Origin of the sequence: Methanoregula sp. (assembly GCF_003170075.1) — an archaeon.
In the GTDB taxonomy this organism is placed as follows: Archaea; Halobacteriota; Methanomicrobia; order Methanomicrobiales; family Methanospirillaceae; genus Methanoregula.
On sequence record NZ_PMZU01000043.1, the window covers coordinates 1 to 16,531 of the forward strand.

Annotated in this window: 12 protein-coding genes; 9 read left to right on the forward strand and 3 right to left on the reverse strand. The window is 52.1% G+C overall.

Features of this window, described 5'->3' with window-relative positions:
• The first annotated feature begins 353 nt into the window (after window positions 1–353).
• The 6 genes from QZN75_RS05135 to QZN75_RS05160 all read left to right on the forward strand — a co-directional run bounded on the left by QZN75_RS05135 (window position 354) and on the right by QZN75_RS05160 (window position 9,393).
• Window positions 354–3,539: a DUF2341 domain-containing protein gene (locus tag QZN75_RS05135; protein WP_292425637.1), complete on the forward strand. Its 3,186-nt coding sequence runs from the start codon at window positions 354–356 to the stop codon at window positions 3,537–3,539.
• A gap of 131 nt (window positions 3,540–3,670) precedes the next feature.
• Complete coding sequence (locus QZN75_RS05140; protein WP_292425640.1) at window positions 3,671–4,246, forward strand: hypothetical protein; 576 nt, start codon at window positions 3,671–3,673, stop codon at window positions 4,244–4,246.
• 127 nt (window positions 4,247–4,373) lie between these two features.
• A complete protein-coding gene (locus QZN75_RS05145; protein WP_292425642.1) occupies window positions 4,374–5,726 on the forward strand; it encodes a hypothetical protein in 1,353 nt (450 codons plus the stop codon).
• A gap of 243 nt (window positions 5,727–5,969) precedes the next feature.
• Complete coding sequence (locus tag QZN75_RS05150) at window positions 5,970–6,539, forward strand: hypothetical protein (RefSeq protein WP_292425645.1); 570 nt, start codon at window positions 5,970–5,972, stop codon at window positions 6,537–6,539.
• 125 nt (window positions 6,540–6,664) lie between these two features.
• The gene (locus QZN75_RS05155) at window positions 6,665–8,017 is read left to right on the forward strand and encodes a hypothetical protein (protein ID WP_292425648.1); all 1,353 of its coding nucleotides are present in this window, start codon (window positions 6,665–6,667) and stop codon (window positions 8,015–8,017) included.
• Window positions 8,014–9,393 carry a fibronectin type III domain-containing protein gene (locus QZN75_RS05160; RefSeq protein ID WP_292425651.1) on the forward strand — a complete coding sequence of 460 codons (1,380 nt, stop codon included), beginning with the start codon at window positions 8,014–8,016 and terminating at the stop codon, window positions 9,391–9,393. The genes QZN75_RS05155 and QZN75_RS05160 overlap by 4 nt, the downstream gene beginning before the upstream one ends.
• Before the next feature lie 208 nt (window positions 9,394–9,601).
• On the opposite strand, the gene QZN75_RS05165 is transcribed toward QZN75_RS05160, so the two are convergent.
• Window positions 9,602–10,162 (reverse strand): type IV pilin N-terminal domain-containing protein, encoded by a 561-nt coding sequence (locus QZN75_RS05165; RefSeq protein ID WP_292425654.1) that lies wholly within the window; start codon window positions 10,160–10,162, stop codon window positions 9,602–9,604.
• Between the two features lie 366 nt (window positions 10,163–10,528).
• Window positions 10,529–11,842: a PAS domain S-box protein gene (locus QZN75_RS05170; protein WP_292425657.1), complete on the reverse strand. Its 1,314-nt coding sequence runs from the start codon at window positions 11,840–11,842 to the stop codon at window positions 10,529–10,531.
• A 403-nt stretch (window positions 11,843–12,245) separates the two neighbouring features.
• Here QZN75_RS05170 and QZN75_RS05175 point away from each other — a divergent pair, with 403 nt between their 5' ends.
• Window positions 12,246–14,561, forward strand: coding sequence for a PAS domain S-box protein (locus QZN75_RS05175; protein WP_292425659.1), 2,316 nt, complete (start codon window positions 12,246–12,248; stop codon window positions 14,559–14,561).
• 7 nt (window positions 14,562–14,568) lie between these two features.
• Here the strand turns inward: QZN75_RS05175 and QZN75_RS05180 are convergent, their stop codons facing one another.
• Complete coding sequence (locus QZN75_RS05180; protein ID WP_292425661.1) at window positions 14,569–15,438, reverse strand: site-specific DNA-methyltransferase; 870 nt, start codon at window positions 15,436–15,438, stop codon at window positions 14,569–14,571.
• On the opposite strand from QZN75_RS05180, the gene tsaA reads away from it, so the two are divergent.
• Together tsaA and QZN75_RS05190 are read left to right on the forward strand one after the other, a co-directional pair.
• Complete coding sequence (gene tsaA, locus QZN75_RS05185) at window positions 15,437–15,940, forward strand: tRNA (N6-threonylcarbamoyladenosine(37)-N6)-methyltransferase TrmO (protein ID WP_292425664.1); 504 nt, start codon at window positions 15,437–15,439, stop codon at window positions 15,938–15,940. The genes QZN75_RS05180 and tsaA overlap by 2 nt on opposite strands.
• A 72-nt stretch (window positions 15,941–16,012) precedes the next feature.
• On the forward strand, window positions 16,013–16,498 hold the full coding sequence (locus QZN75_RS05190; RefSeq protein ID WP_292425667.1) for a DUF2124 domain-containing protein: 486 nt from the start codon (window positions 16,013–16,015) through the stop codon (window positions 16,496–16,498).
• Window positions 16,499–16,531: the final 33 nt, after the last annotated feature.

Genomic DNA, 16,531 nt, shown 5'->3' on the forward strand with positions numbered 1-16,531 from the left:
CAAATAATCTCACCTGTCAAAATTTTAGAAAACCTATTATCTGTTCCCATTAACAGAAAATATTTTTGAATAGTTTTAAATATAGTTAAGAGAGAATAATTGATATTATTGGATCACCAATTGGTTAGCAGAAGTGGTCCCCCGATGATGATTCATTTTAAAATCTTAGAGCGATTCATATGTATTATGGGGATTTCCCTGTGAGCGCCCGACAGAACAAGGAAGAGATCTGGGATTTAACGCGTGGGAACCTGAACTCAGGTGTTGTCATCACTGCAACAAATTCTCTGTTCGGGGGTATTAGGAAAAACGGGGTTCTGTTTCACAAAACCCGGCTTCCGATATCGCGGCGGATGGTACTGCTTGCCCTCATTTTCCTCCTTGCACTTTCTGTTCTCCTCCCCCCTGCTGCCGCCGCCTGGTATGACTCAAACTGGCTCTACCGCCAAAATATTACCATCAATAAAGTGTATGTCAACGGCACGGGTATCACCCTGACAAATTTTCCCGTCCTTGTTAATATTCAAGATACGAATCTGATATCAAATGCACAGTCGAATGGAAATGATATTCTCTTTACCGCGTCTGACGGGGTAACTATACTCAATTATGAGATAGAGAATTTCACGCAGAGCTCAGGGAATTTGATAGCGTGGGTCAAAGTCCCCAGCGTCTACAATACCACCAATACCACCTTCTACATGTATTACGGGAATCCTTCGGCAAGCAACCAGCAGAATGCGGCCGGGGTCTGGGATTCCAAGTATATGGGTGTCTGGCATCTGGGGAACCTCATCAGTCCTTCGTCAGATTCCACCTCGAACAACTATTCCGCAACATGGAATAATAATCCAACACCATTTGCCGGCAGCATAATTGACGGCGGACTGAACCTTGGCGGGTTTAACCAGAACTATCTGAGTACAAATTATGTCCAAACGAGCGTCACCGCCTATAATGTCGAAGCTTGGCTAAAAACCTCGAACACCTCCCAGCTTCAGACAGCAATAGTGAATGATCGGGGTTCTGCTGGTTCAGGGACCAGCCTCACACTTTCTGTCGGGGGCACCTATCCGGGTGCCGCCGGTACTGCCGGCGATGTTGCCTTTGGAGTCGATAGTAACAACGTTTACATCGGTGTCTATACGACCAAAGTAGTGAATGACAATAACTGGCACCATATCGTAGGTACATGGAATACAACTTCCGGGACTGCGGTAGCTGCAGGCCAATTTGCTATCTACATTGATGGCGTGCCGGTGGCAACGACTGCTGTAACAACGGGAACCGCCCCCACGGCACCTATATCGGGAAGCGGCGGGACACTCATAGGCTACCATCAAACGTGGAACACCTACCTCAACGCGACACTCGACGAAATCCGTATCTCCAACAACAATCGTACACCCGTTTGGATTTCAACCGAATACAATAACCAGAAAAGCCCCAACACATTCCTCACCGTTTATCCGCAGGAATACTCGACAATCTCCTCCGGGTTCACCGGATCGCCAACTTATGGCATCCCCCCGATGACGGTCCAGTTCAATGTCACGAACATGGACGTTATCGCAAACAATGCAAGCTGGGTGAACTGGACATGGGGAGACGGCTCGGTAAGTAACACGTCAACGCCGCTGACGTTCAATGCCTCTCACACCTACAGTTCAGCTGGCATATATGCTGTCAGCGAGTCCGTCGCCAGTCCAGGGGCCACCAGCATTACGACCTTCTCTAACTATATCACGGCCGCTTCGTCCCCACCGTGGACGAATGCCAATGGCTGCTGGACGGCAACGTACGGCAATAATTATCTCGTGATGTGGAACGCCACCGTCGCTAACACATGGCCTGCACCATATGGAATAAATTCGAATCTCTGGTATCTTGTTATTGGCGGCGGCGGAGGAGGAGGGAGCTACGGTGGCGGCGGTGGTGCCGGCGGATTCCTCAACGGCACCTTCACCGTCTCACCCGGTTCGACATATACTGTAGCGGTTGGCAGCGGTGGAACCGCAGGAACAACAACTGCCAAAGGTGGTAATGGAGGCAACTCTTCGTTTGCAAATACGACCCCAACAAATGGTTTTCAGGCAATGGGTGGTGGCGGCGGCGGATCCAGCAGTAATACTGCTGCGACCCGAAACGGAGGAAATGGTGGATCCGGAGGTGGTGGCGCCCGGGGTACAGGTACTGCCGGAACGGGGATCGCTGGTCAAGGAATGGGTGGTGGAACGGGACAATCTTTGACATTCCCAACCCGTTATCTCGGCGGTGGCGGCGGCGGCGGCACTGTTCTTGGGGGTACTTCAACCGGTACTGCTGCCGGTAATGGTGGTAATGGGACTGTATCTCTGATTACTGGAACCTCAACGACATATGCTGGTGGCGGCGGCGGTGGTGCTTATGCAGGATTAACCGCGGGCAGTGGCGGTGCCGGTGGTGGTGGAGCCGGATCCAGTACTGGAGCCGGTACAGCGGGAGCAGCATATACCGGAGGCGGTGGCGGCGGTGGCAATAGCGCTCCCAGCAATGGCGGTGGCGGCGGCTCCGGTACCGTCATCATCAGGTATGCCTACGACCCGACGCTTGCCGGATTTACCCAAAATAAGACATCTGGTCTCGCGCCCTTAGCGGTTCAGTTCAACCTGACAAACATGAACAACAACGCAGCGTATGTGTGCTGGACATGGGGGGACGGCGCGGTAAGTAACATGACCCCCCCGAAGGTGAATTTCAACCAATCTCATACCTATACTCTGAATGGCACATATACGATCCTTGAGACCGCGGCCAATCCCGTGTATACCGCTAATGCACAAAATACCCTCACGGTCTATGGCATACCCTTCTCCGGGTTCACGGCAAACGTGACCAGCGGCGTTACTCCGTTGGCGGTCCAGTTCAACTGGACAAGGGTGGAGGAAAACGCCACCATGTGGAACTGGTCATTCGGTGATGGTTCTGCATGGTTCAATACAACCGATGTTTCTCAGGTCAACGCCACGCATATATATACCACCTCAGGAACATATACCGTAACTCAGATTGTTGCTAACCCATATTCCACCAGTACTGCGACGGGATCTATTCAGACATCATCGCCATCTGTTGCGATCACTCTGAACGAAGGCTCGATAGCGCTGGCATTAGTCGCGGGGTCTTCCGCAACTGATTCAAGCCTCGTTATGAACACCACAACCAATGTCCCGTTCGCCATTTTGGTTGCAGATGGTACCGTGCGCAATACAACACAGCAGGGATATATGGGAAGTTATACGAGTGGTGCGTATGACAGCGGGGGACCTGACTTAGGATCACCTCTTCAGCTGGCCGGAACCACAACCGGCACGACAACTGCGCAGACGATCACCCCGCCTATCACATCCACCGCAAAAACACTCTATTCCGGAAGTGCAGCAGTCACCAACCAGAACCTTCCCACGGTATTCACCCAGCCGGCAGCATATTCTGATCCGTACCTGCCAGGCGGTTCCACGTACAGGATTGACCTGGCGTTCATCATCCAGACTGTTTAAGTATAAATCGAGGGAGAAAGGGTAGCAATTTTATATAAAACTGGACAAAAACCGACTATCTTAACAAAGAAATATATAAATATTAGTTATGCATATTGAGTACACAACCAAAAAAAGAGGTGTGCAGAAACATGCAGAAGAACGTATTGATCCTGGCCGGGATTCTTATCATCGCATTTGCTGCGGTGGTTTCTCCAGTGATGGCAGCCACAGCGGGTAATGCTACAATTTCAGGAAATCCCCCGTTGTCGATGAATCTCACGGTCACCGGTACCATTACCGGGTGGAGTTTAGATCCATCTGTAAGTCAGCCATTAACAAATTCAACAGCCGTAACCATGACCGTGAAATCGAATGACCGGTCCTGGGTTGTTAGTGCCAAAGACGGTATGGATAACTCAAAAACTTCTGGTACCGCAGGAAAAATGGCAGACTGGAACGGGACCGCATATAATACTACATCCAGTATTTCATTGGGATCCGCCATGCTCGTTGGCGCTACTACTGCATCGGGTTTTACTGGCGCAACCGTTACATTAACCGGTAGCGATCAGGCCATTGCAACCGGGACCGGTGCCACAAATGCTGCCGGCACATTTAGTGCCCTACCTATTACCATCACGCAGACGGTCCAATACTCTGACCCGTCCCTCATCTCTCCCGATGTCTACCGGATCATTGTTACATTCACCGGTTCAACACCGTAATCTTTTTTTGAAAAAATCTATCCATTTTTCACCCATATCCGGGTATCTTACGTGATGAAAACGTACAAATGGTTATATGTTTTAGTACCCCAATTTATCACACAAGGGGTTATAGATGGGTAATTTTATGGATAAATCCCTGATGGTTGGGATCGTTGTATTGTGCCTGTTGCTGGTACTTCCGGCAACCGTATCCGCGATTGGCGTTTCGGGAACAAAGTACATGGGCAGTATCACGCCCGGAGGAACAGATATCCATACCATGACGGTGAGTCTGGGTTCCGAAGAAAATCCAACTGACCTCATGGTGGAAGTGTACGGTTTTGGCCAGAATATGGACCAGGGTTATTCTGCCTTAAATCCGGCAAATGATGTAAGTCCCTATTCTGCCAGGTCTTTTATCACGCTCGATAACAGCTCTTTTCACCTTGAACCCGGTACTGCAAAAAGCATAAATGCAAAAATCTCCGTCCCCGCAAATGCCGGCCCGGGCGGGAGATATGCGCTCATCTATATCCATGCCCTGCCGGGGAAGGGGCAGTCATTTACCACAGCAGTACTTGTCCCCGTCCTGATTACGATTACCGGAACCACACCAACCGTGACCGGCAGCATCACCAACCTCTCGGTGGGCGAGGTGACGGCGGGCCAGCCGATCACTGTTACAACAACGCTCAAAAATACCGGAAATTATCATTATTATCATACCGTAAATACCGTTACGGTAAGCGATGCAAACAATAATCCCTTTGGAAACTTCTCAACGCAACCATCGATATATGCAGTTATCCCGGGAAATACCGTCCAGTATACCGTAACGCCAAACCTGCAGAACCTTCCGGCCGGGAACTATACCGTTGATTCCAAAGTTCTTCTTGAGGGTGGCACGGTTCTCGATGAGAAGAACACGACCCTCTCAGTAAAGACAAATTACATCCCCCCGGTGACAGAATCCAGCATCACGCTCACACCGCAGGGTGGGGGGACCCTGATTTCCCCTGATGGCCGGTTCTCGGTCCTGTTCCCGCAGGGTGCGGTGCTGGGTGATGGTGTGGTGACCCTGAAACCCTATGCCAAAGACAAACTCGAGCCAGCTCCGGCAAATGCAAAACCGGGGGCAACCTGTTTTGAGATCACCGGGCTTACCGGGCTGCTCAGTAAGGACGCCACCGTCAAGGTCACGTATTCGGCAGATGATCTTGCAGCAGCAGGCGGGGATGCATCCCAGCTGAAACTCTCCTACTTTGATGCCGCACAGGGAGCATGGGTCATCCTGCCCACACAGGTGAACACGCAGGACATGACACTGACAACGACCACGAACCGCATGGGTGTCTGGGCAGTCATGGTCTCGTCCTCAACAGGTGTGGGATCTCCCGCCAGTGCGTCCACGAAGGCTTCCCTGCCCGCGGTGCTCAGTATTGTAGCCCTCGCTGTCACAGCAATCATTGTCGGCAGCACGGCCAGGCAAAGGAAATGACCAACCAGAATCTTCCCCCATTATTCACCCAGCCGGCAGCATATTCTGATCTGCACCTGACGGGCGGTTCCGGTTACAGGACGGACCTGTCGTTCATAGTCCGGACTTTTTAAGTATAAACTGAGGAAGAAAGGACGGCAATTTTATATAAATCTGGACAAAAACCGACTATCTTAACAAAGAAATATATAAATATTAGTTATGCATATTGAGTACACAACCAAAAAAAGGGTGTGCAGAAACATGCAGAAGAACGTATTGATCCTGGCCGTGATTCTTATCATCGCATTTGCTGCAATGGCAGCGCCGGTGATGGCAGCGCAGAGTGCTACAATCACAGCAAATCCCGCAAAAACGATAACTGTCACCGTAAACGGTGGTATTACCAACTGGGCCCTCGCCCAAGGACTGAATACAGATGCAACAAGCGTAACATTAGACGTGGCATCTAATTCCCCGAATTGGGTTGTTAGTGTTAAAGACGCTTTAGATCCTGATAGTGTTCCTACGGCAAAGCCCGACGCCGGACAAATGGTAGATTATAATACAGCCACATCTGTATATGGAACTCTTAAACTGGGCTCAAGTCTTGTCATTGGCGGTGCAACTAGTGCAACTCAGTATACTGGCGCAACAGTTACATTAACCGGTAGCGATCAGGCCATTGTAACCGGTGCAAATGCCTCAACTGCTGCTGGCACATTTACAGGTACCCCAGTTACCATCAAGCAGACAGTTGCAATTACCGATTCGGTCCTCCCGACAAACCATGTCTACAGGATCATTGTCACAATGACCGGTACCACCCCATAATTTTAAAAATACATCCAATCCTATTTTTCATTCTGTCCAAGCATCTTAAGTGATGAAAACTTACAAATGGTTATATGTTCCAGTACCCCAATTTATCACACAAGGGGTTATAGATGGGTAATTTTATGGATAAATCCCTGATGGTTGGGATCGTTGTATTGTGCCTGTTGCTGGTACTTCCGGCAACCGTATCAGCGATCAGTGTTACGGGATCAAAATATACGGGAAGTATCGCGCCCGGTGGAACAGATACCCATACCATGACGGTGAGTATCGGATCTGATGAAAATCCAGCTGACCTTCTGGTGGAGGTATACGGTTTTGGCCAGAATATGGATCAGGGTTATTCGGCTGTAACTCAGGCAAATGATGCAAGTCCCTATTCTGCCAGGTCTTTTATCACGCTTGATACCAGTTCAGTTCACCTTGTACCCGGTGTAGAACAAAGCATACATGCAAAAATATCCGTTCCCGCGAATGCCGGCCCGGGCGGGAGATATGCACTCATCTATATCCATGCCCTGCCGGGTAAAGGGCAGTCATTCACCACTGCAGTACTTGTCCCCGTCATGATTACGATTACCGGAACCGCACCAACCGTGACCGGCAGCATAACCAACCTTTCGGTGGGCGAGGTGACGGTGGGCCAGCCGATCACCGTGACAACAACGCTCAAAAATACTGGTAATTATCATTATTATCATACCGTAAATACCGTTACGGTAAGCGATGCAACGGGGAATCCCGTAGGAAACTTCTCAACGCAACCATCAGCCTATGCAATTATCCCGGGGAATACCGTCCAGTATACCGTAACGCCGAAACTGCAGAACCTCCCGGCCGGGACCTACACCGTGGATTCCAAAGTTCTTCTTGAGAGTGGCACGGTTCTCGATGAGAAGAACACGACCCTCTCAGTAAAGACAAATTACATTCCCCCGGTAACAGAATCCAGCATCACGCTCATACCGGCAAGTGCGGGAACACTGACTTCTCCCGATGGACGGTATTCAGTCTCGTTCCCGCAGGGAGCCGTGCTGAGCGATGTTGTTGTCACCCTGAAACCCTATTCAATGGACAAGCTCAGCCCGGCGCCTTCTGGTGCAAAACTGGGTGCAACCAGTTTTGAGATTGCGGGTCTCACAGGACTGCTCAGCAAAGACGCCACCGTCAAAGTTACGTATTCGGCAGATGACCTTGCAGCAGCCGGCGGGGATGCATCCCAGCTGAAACTCTCCTACTTTGATGCCGCACAGGGGACATGGGTCATCCTGCCCACACAGGTGAACACGCAGGATGAGACGCTGACAACGACCACGAACCGCATGGGTGTCTGGGCAGTTATGGTATCAGCCTCAACAAGTGCGGGATCTCCCGCCAGTGCGTCCACGAAGGCTTCCCTGCCCGCGGTGCTCAGTATTGTAGCCCTCGCTGCCACAGCAGTCATTGTCGGCGGCACGGTCAGGCAAAGGAAATGACCCCCCAAAAAAAATCTCTTGTTTTTGTCATCTTCTGCTGCTGTCTTATTACGGTACCGGTTTTCCTGGCAGGTCCTGCCGGTGCACTGAATTCCGGGAAAATAACGATAACCGCCAATCTCCAACTGATTACGTATAACCTGGCAGTCACCGGCGTCGACTTTTATGGTGCAACAGTCACATGGAAGACCAATGGCAATACAAACAGCACGGTTGAATATGGCACGACAACCAGCTATGACACCCTCATCATAGACGGGGTCATGGTAGAGAGTCACACGATATCCTTGCATAACCTGGTACCGGGCACAGTGTACCATTACCGGGTGACATCAATCGACATCTATGGTAACCGTGCCGTAAGCGCTGATTCGACCTTCACAACCATGGCCATACCTGTTACTGCAGTACCTGCGAGCCATGGCGCGGGTGGCGGCTACTCTAGCAATACGTTCACGGGATTTTTGGGATCACCCCAGCAACCCGTCAAGCCCGAAGGGTCACAACAAGCCGGTCTCCCTGTACAACCCGCCAGTCCATCCGGCCAGGCATTCCAGAGTTATCCGATAGGGTGGTCCCCGGGTATAATCTATAATGCTGATGGGCAGGGCACACTCTTCGTTGGAATCGACGGTGCACATACAGCCGGTGCAACCGTAACGATATTCGCTGACCGCATTGAGATTTACCAGCACCACTCGCCCGGCGTGCTCTTCACCTTCTGGGGATACAATCTCACGATCAAGAACAGGAATATCACGGCTCCGGTCTCACGGGCAGAGTTCGTGACTGACCCGATAAACGCCACGCTGGCACTCGGCAGTGTCTCCGGTTCGGTTCACGCCGTCCTGTCAGAACTCATCCAGCGGGGCAATATCGATCTTACACTATCGGGGGACGTGAGCACAGATACCCAGAACCAGTTCCGGGACATTCTCAACAGGAACGGTCTCCAGCTGGACACTGCTGCGTTCACCCTTGACGTGCACAAGGTCAACGTCACCACCGGCCCGGCGAACGTAACGTTTGCCATCCCGGCATCCTGGGTGGACGCGCATGGCGGGAAGGATGCAGTGAGGATAATCCGCATCAGCGAAGAGACCGGTGAGCAGGAACTGATCGACACGGTGTATGGGGGCGTTGATGCCCAGGGCGATATGATCTTCCGCGGGGACTCGCCGAACGGCACATCACTCTTCGGTCTCGTCACTGCCGGGACGACCGCAGCCGCTCAGGAAGCGCACCTGAATGGAGGTATGTTTGGCCAGAGCCTCATCGGCATCCCCATGCCCTACCTGGTGGTGCTCATTGGTGTAATTGCACTTCTCGCGGTGATCGCGTACTTCGGATGGCAGTATCGACAAAAGAAAACCTGATGTCACTGTCATTCGAAACCAGTCACGTTCAGGCCCGGTTCCATCGGGGGGTGACAGGGAATTACCCCCCGCGAATTTTTATCAATAGGGAACTTTCTCCCGATAAACCCGATGGGGAACCGGTGGGAAACGCTGATCGGATTGGCGGTAAAATAATCAGGTTCTTACAAAGAAAACTCCTTTTTTTCCCCGTGAAAAAAGGTTGAAATTATATCCGGGTATTCAGGATAACCTGCGAACTTTCATCGGTAAAATAACCGGTTACTATAATATTACATGATCCCGTAAAACCATTCGTAACAGAAGGGATTGCAATAACCTGATCTCCAACAACCGGTCCCAGCACACCTTGCGTGCTTCCCTGAGTAATAAAATTAGCAGTTATTGTAAAAGGACACGATCCTCCGGAACAACCCGTAGTAACAGAAGGGGTTGCAGTAACCTGGGATCCACCACCAGCAGCTGCCTGAGCACCGCCGGTAGTATTAAAATATGCCACAGTTTCAATAATGCCGCCGGGTGGAGTAACCGTTACAAGTCCGTAACTGAATGCTGCCGCATCCTGGCCACCTTCATAGGTGATTACGATCTCGTTTGAACTTAGTTTGGATGCCGTCGCCGCAACCATTTTGGTCTTCTTCTGGAGGTTTCCTGCCATACCGAATGCGAACGCAGCGATAACTGCTGCGAGAATTATCGTGATGGCGACCAGCAGAATGACGCCGATTACCGGTGAAGCTGCATCTTCATTCTTTCTTTTAAATGCCATAATTTCAAATACCGTTTATAGAATGCCCCGGGCAAAGGCATGACAATGTACAAGCAGACCAGTTTATGTTTTAGTCTAAATATATTTGTTATGCAGTTTGCAGATTATATGAGACATCAACAGGATTTGCGCCAATTTATTAAGGCAAACTCCGTATGCCGGGGAATTTTATATATTTATTCAGGCCTCTTACACTCAAATTTACGGGTTTTCATGCGTCCGGTCTGGCGATCAAACAAGAAAATATGGCATGGGAGATATGATTCTGAATGTGGCACGTGAAAAATTGGGAGGGGCCGGGAAAGGATTCCAGTGCGTTTTTTTGTTTACCAAGAGAATTTTAACGCGGGGATATATCGCTACCGTTCACCTGTCAGAACCTGACTGCAGAGGGGCGAGCCGGTACGCCCCTTTGGGGACCAGAATTTCAAACCGTGCACCGGTGCCGTACGTCCCGGTCTCCGTTATGCTGATCCCGGTTATCGCGAGGATCTCCCGGATCAGGAACAAACCGAGGCCGGTATTACGTCCGTGTCCCCGGAGGAATATTTTCTCTTTCTCTGACGGCAGAATTCCGACACCGTCATCAGAACAGCTGATCACGAGACCTTTTTCCGATTCGACCGCTGCAAACGATATCGCCGTGACATGCCCGCCGTGCCGGATCGTGTTTTCCATAAGGTTATAATAGACTTTGTTGATCAACGGGTCAGCGTAGATCGAAATCCCTTCCCTTCCCGGGTCGAGTGTAATTCCCTCCAGAGGTAACTGGCCTGCCTCATCAAGAACACCTTTCTGTACATCGTACCAGTCCGCTTTTGTTGCCCCCAGTGCCTCGTAATAACGGGTGAACTCGATCTGACGTTCGATGGCTTCGCTGCATTCCATCAGCTTATTGATGTGCTCGTGCAGGGTCGGGTCGTCCGGGACTTCATTTTTGACCAGCTGCAGGAATAAAACGAGACCCGTCAGCTTGTTCTTGATGTCGTGTCGCGTGATCGTCGAGAGCATCGTGAGTTTTTTGTTGATCCTCTGGAGGGCATCCTCCGCCATCTTACGGTCATTGATATCCACAAACATCGGAAGGAAATAGAGAGGAACAGCCTCTGCATCACGGAGGAGGGCGACCGACCGGCGCACCCAGATCCTGGCCCCGTCCTTCCGTACCAGCTGCATATCGTGTTGATCCAGCTCAATCGCACCGCTTTTAAGATCCTCCGTACCCGTGATAATCCCGGCGTTTTCGTCGGGAGCAACGATAGAAGAGAGTGGCAGCGAGAGGATCTCGTCCGGTGCGTATCCCGTAATTGTGCAGAGGGCTGTATTCACCTGGATAAAACGGAGATCGGGAGAGATGATCGCGGCCCCCACCGGAGACTGGTCAAAGGTTCTTCTCAGGCGCTCCTCGCGCTCCCGTAATTCCATCTCCACACTATGGCGTCTCTCCATTTCCGAGAGGAGCTGGACATTCTTCTCGTAGTAGGGGCTGAGCGTAAAGTAGGCGATAATGACGGCGATCCCGCTCGTAAAGAAGCTTGTGACCAGGTTCGAGCGCCAGTCGGGAGGATAGGGATAGAGAAACTGCCCGGCAAATTCGAACGCCGTCATCGTTGCAAACGTTGCGATGAAGATAACAAAGAGTTTCTGATCAAATGGTGTCGGTTCGGCTCTTGTATCCATTGGTGAATGAATATAAAATTGCAGCCTTTAAACCCTTCTATTCATTCCGGATGTGCCCGGACTGCGGACTCCGGAAAATTAATCCATTTCCCGTAGCAGGAAATCGCACAAATCGCCGTTTCCGGGAGTTTTCTCCACCTTTACAGAGATAAGGAGGTGAGACAAAAATGGAGGCCGGATTTTTTTCCGGTTCTCACGAATCTTTTTATGCTTTGATAAATTTATTATTATACCATACTCAACATGCGATCACAATCAGCATAGCTTATGCTATCACTTTCCCGCTTATGGTGAACCTATGGAAAAATCCACTACAATCCCCTGGCCGAAATACCCATCCCGCCCGGTCATAATCTCTGGCGAGAAAACCGGTATTCTAGCCGATGCTCCGTCGGGTATAAATATGCCCGGCACGAAGGGACAGGGAGAGGTGGCGGGCGGGATGGCAGGGGCAATCCGGGTCCTCTATGTAGACGATGAAACCTCCCTTCTTGATATCAGCAAGCTGTTTCTTGAAAAAGCCGGCGACTTCAGCGTAACGACAGCGTCGAGTGCGGCCGACGCGATCCGGTTGCTTAACCATGAACATTTCGATGTAATCATCTCCGATTACCAGATGCCCGGCATGGACGGCATCAAGTTCCTCGTTGGCGTGCGCAAGCACTTTGGGTCGATTCCTTTTATCCTGTTCACCGGCAGGGGCAGGGAAGAGGTGGTCATCCAGGCAATCAACAGCGGAGCAGACTTCTATCTCCAGAAAGGTGGTGAACCAACTGCACAGTTTGCCGAACTTTCCAACAAAATCCGCTATGCGGTCTCGCGGAGACGTGCGGAGGAGGCCATCCGTAAAAGCGAGGAAAAGGCCCGGGGTTCCGAAGAATTCCTGCTGGCGGTGATCACCAATGCAAAAGAGGGTATCATCGTCTATGACCACGAGCTGCGGATCACGCTCTGGAACCGGTTTATGGAAGAGTTGACCGGCATGAAGGCAGCAGACGTACAGGAAAAAAAGGCTGCCGACATATTTCCCTTCCTTAAGGAGAAGGGGATCGATCTCCTGATGCAACAGGCACTGACGGGCGTCACTACGGAGTCGTTCGATTTCGAATTTTCTATCCAATCCACGGGCAAAAAAGGGTGGGCAAGGAGCATTTACTCCCCAAACTACGACACTCATGGCACGATCATCGGTGTGATTGCGATCGTTTCGGATATCACCGAAAGGAAACGGGCAGAAATCGAGCTCAGGGCAGCCAACGAACAGATTGCTGCGGCAGAAGAAGTGTCGCGGTCCCGGTACGATGAGCTGAAACAGAACCAGCAGATCCTCCGGCAGAGTGAGGAGAAATTCCGGGACATTTTTGATCTCATCAATGATGGAATCCTGATCAATGAGATTGACCCGGAGGGAAGACTCGGGAAATTTGTTGATGTAAACAGCGTTGCCTGCCGGATGCTGCAATATACCCGCGAAGACCTGCTCGCTCACGGGCCCCTTGATTTTGTCACCGGGTACCACAGCCGGTCCTTTGACGAAATTCTCGGGGAATTAACTTCAAACGGCCACGCGATCTTCGAGATAGAGCACCGGAGAAAGGATGGGACCATCATCCCGATCGAGCTCAATGTCCACGTCGTCAGTCTCCAGGGAAGACAGGTGGCAATATCAGTGATCCGGGACGTCACCGGCCGTAAACGGATGGATGAGAAACTGCGGGAACGAACTTCCCAGATCCGGGCACTCATCGATAACCTCCCGTTTGATACATGGGCTATGGATTGTTCCGGCCGGTATATCCTGCAGAACAAGGCTTCGGTTGGGCATTGGGGTGACCGTATCGGCAAATATCCCTGCCACATTCCTCTCCCGGCAGACCTGCTCGAACACTGGCAGGCGAATAACCAGAGGGCACTCCGGGGAGAAACCATGCGGGGAGAATTTTCGGTGCCGGTCAAAAGGGGAGTCCGGACCTATGATGAGATCATCGCACCGATTTGTGTCGGTGATAAGATCACCGGGATCACCGGGGTAAATATTGACATTACCGAGCGCAAAACAACAGAGGAAGCACTTCGGCAGGCAAACAGGAATCTCGCCCTCCTCACCAACATCACGCGGCATGACATCAACAACCAGCTGGTGGCTTTGAATGGTTTTGTGGATTTACTTCACGAGAAGATCCATGATCCCGCTCTTGAGGAATATTTCACCTGGATCTTCCAGGTAAGTACCCGTATTTCCTCTATGGTCCAGTTTACCAAGACCTATGACGCAATCGGAGAAACGGCACCTGTATGGCAGGACACACGCACTCTTGTAGATACTGCAGCAAAGGAGGTCTCCCTCGGCAAGGTCCAGATAAAAAACGATCTCCCTTCTGGAACAGAACTATTTGCTGACCCGCTTATTGTCAAGGTAATTTACAACCTGATGGATAATGCGGTGCGATATGGCGGGAAGATTACCACCATCCGTTTCTCTGTCGAGGAACGCGATGGCGCTCATGTCGTTGTGTGTGAAGATGATGGTGAGGGTATCCCTGCCGCGGATAAGGAGCGGATCTTCGACCAGGGCTTTGGAAAGCATACCGGGCTCGGCCTGACCTTTTCCCGGGAAATCCTTAATATCACCGGTATCACGATCCATGAGACCGGCACACCGGGCAAAGGGGCACGGTTTGAGATGACCATTCCAAAAGGCACGTACCGGTTCCGGTAACTGCCTCTTATTCTCCCCGCCCGTCTGCTGCGATCCGGTGCACTGCGAGCTCGCAGTAATGCGGATCGATTTCGATACCCATCGCCCTGCGATTGCACCGCGAGGCGGCAACAAGCGTGCTCCCGCTGCCCATGAAGGGATCGAGCACGGTATCACCGACAAACGAGAAGAGTTTCATGCACCGCAGCGGCAGCTCGACCGGGAAGGGGGCAGGGTGGCCGATTTTCGTCTTGCGTTCACCGTTGAACGTCCAGAGCCCGTTCGTCCAGGCCATGAATTCGTCCCGGGTAATGTCCGACGTGCGCGAACCGCTTATCTTCTTCCACGAGTCCTTGTAGAGCACCACGACCAGTTCCACGGGAGCGATCACGTACGGCGCCGACGCGGAGAGCCACGAACCCCACGCGGTCCGGCGCGAGATATTGCCCTCGTTCCAGACAATCGTGGAGTGGTAGGCAAAGCCGCACTCCTTTGCGATCGTGGTCAGGTCGGCACCCACGCTCTGCTGGCCGTTCTTGTTCTTGTCAAGCGGGATGTTGAGGCAGAACCGCCCGTCACTTTTAAGCCAGCGGTAACAGCGTTTCATCCAGCGCTTCGAGAAGTCGAGGTAATCCGCGTACGTGAGATGGTCGTCGTGGGAGTTGTACTTGATGTCCACGTTGTATGGCGGCGAGGTGACCACGAGGTCGATCTCCTGTGCCGGGATCCGCCGGGTGGCAAAGATATCCTCGTTGATGATCGCGAGGTTATCCGTCTGGAAAAATGCTCCCCGTCCCATGCCGTCGTCCCTTATAGGAGCGTTGATCGTTGTACCTAAAGTAGTTCCCGGCCAGGGGCACCGGGATTTTTTACCCGGAAGCCCAGAATAGTACTCCATGCACGATGCGCCCGGCCCTGCCACGGCCTTCACGTACACACCGATCGGTACAATCCATTCGCCGTATACGGATATCGCCGGCATGCCCATCCAGCCTTCCGGGGCCCGGGGCGTCCGGGGCACGATCGAGATCAGGAGCGACCTCTGCGGGGGGCTTACCGATCTCGACGGGTTCTCCCATATCATCCTGCTGTACGCCCTGCACCGGTGCACGGGGTACAGCCTGACGGTCACTCCGTTCCTCGACCCCGCTCCCCACGGCATTTTTGCGACACGGTCGCCAAAACGCCCGAACGCGATCGGCCTCTCGGTCGTCCGGCTCGTGGGTGTTAACGGCTGCGTGCTCACGATCGAGGATGTGGACATCCTGGACGGCACGCCGCTTCTGGATATCAAGCCCTATGTGACGGCGTTCGATGCGCATACCGATACCCGCCACGGATGGTTTGAGCACGTCGTGGATAACGCAGAGACGGTGCGGTCAGACGACCGGTTCCGGTGAAACGTCCCGGGTGCCGGTCGGGCCGGATCGAGACGGAATTCTTAATACTCTTTTGCGCCGGATGGTAGATCTATGGCAGAACAAGAGCCCTTCCGCGGCATCCCCGGCATCCTGCGCCCGTATAAGGAATACATCAAAAGTCTTAACCTGAAGGAGGGCGATCAAATCGTCTACTACGGGTGCGTGGGCACCTGCACGCCATTTGTCGAACTGCTTGCCGTTGCGATCCGGAGCATGCACCTTAACCAGGTTTTTGTCCCGTTGCTTGATGAGAGCAAGGCCCGGGCAATCCTTGACGTTCCCGATGTGGGAATGCAGGCGGCTGGAGCACACGTTGCTGTTTCCCCGAAAGTTATTGTGATTATGGGCGGGCTTGCGATGCCGATGATGCCGACAACAAAGGAGCTGGTGCGGGACCTTGCAGGACGCCACCCGGAAGCAAAAGTGGCAGGCCTCTGTTTCCAGAATATGTTCGAGCGGGCCGGCTGGATGGGTGTTGTTCCGTTTGATTTTACCATCAGCGCGATGATCGAGCCGATAACTGTGACGAAGAAGTGAGTGCCTGCCGCTCCACCTTAACCGGGAGGTATA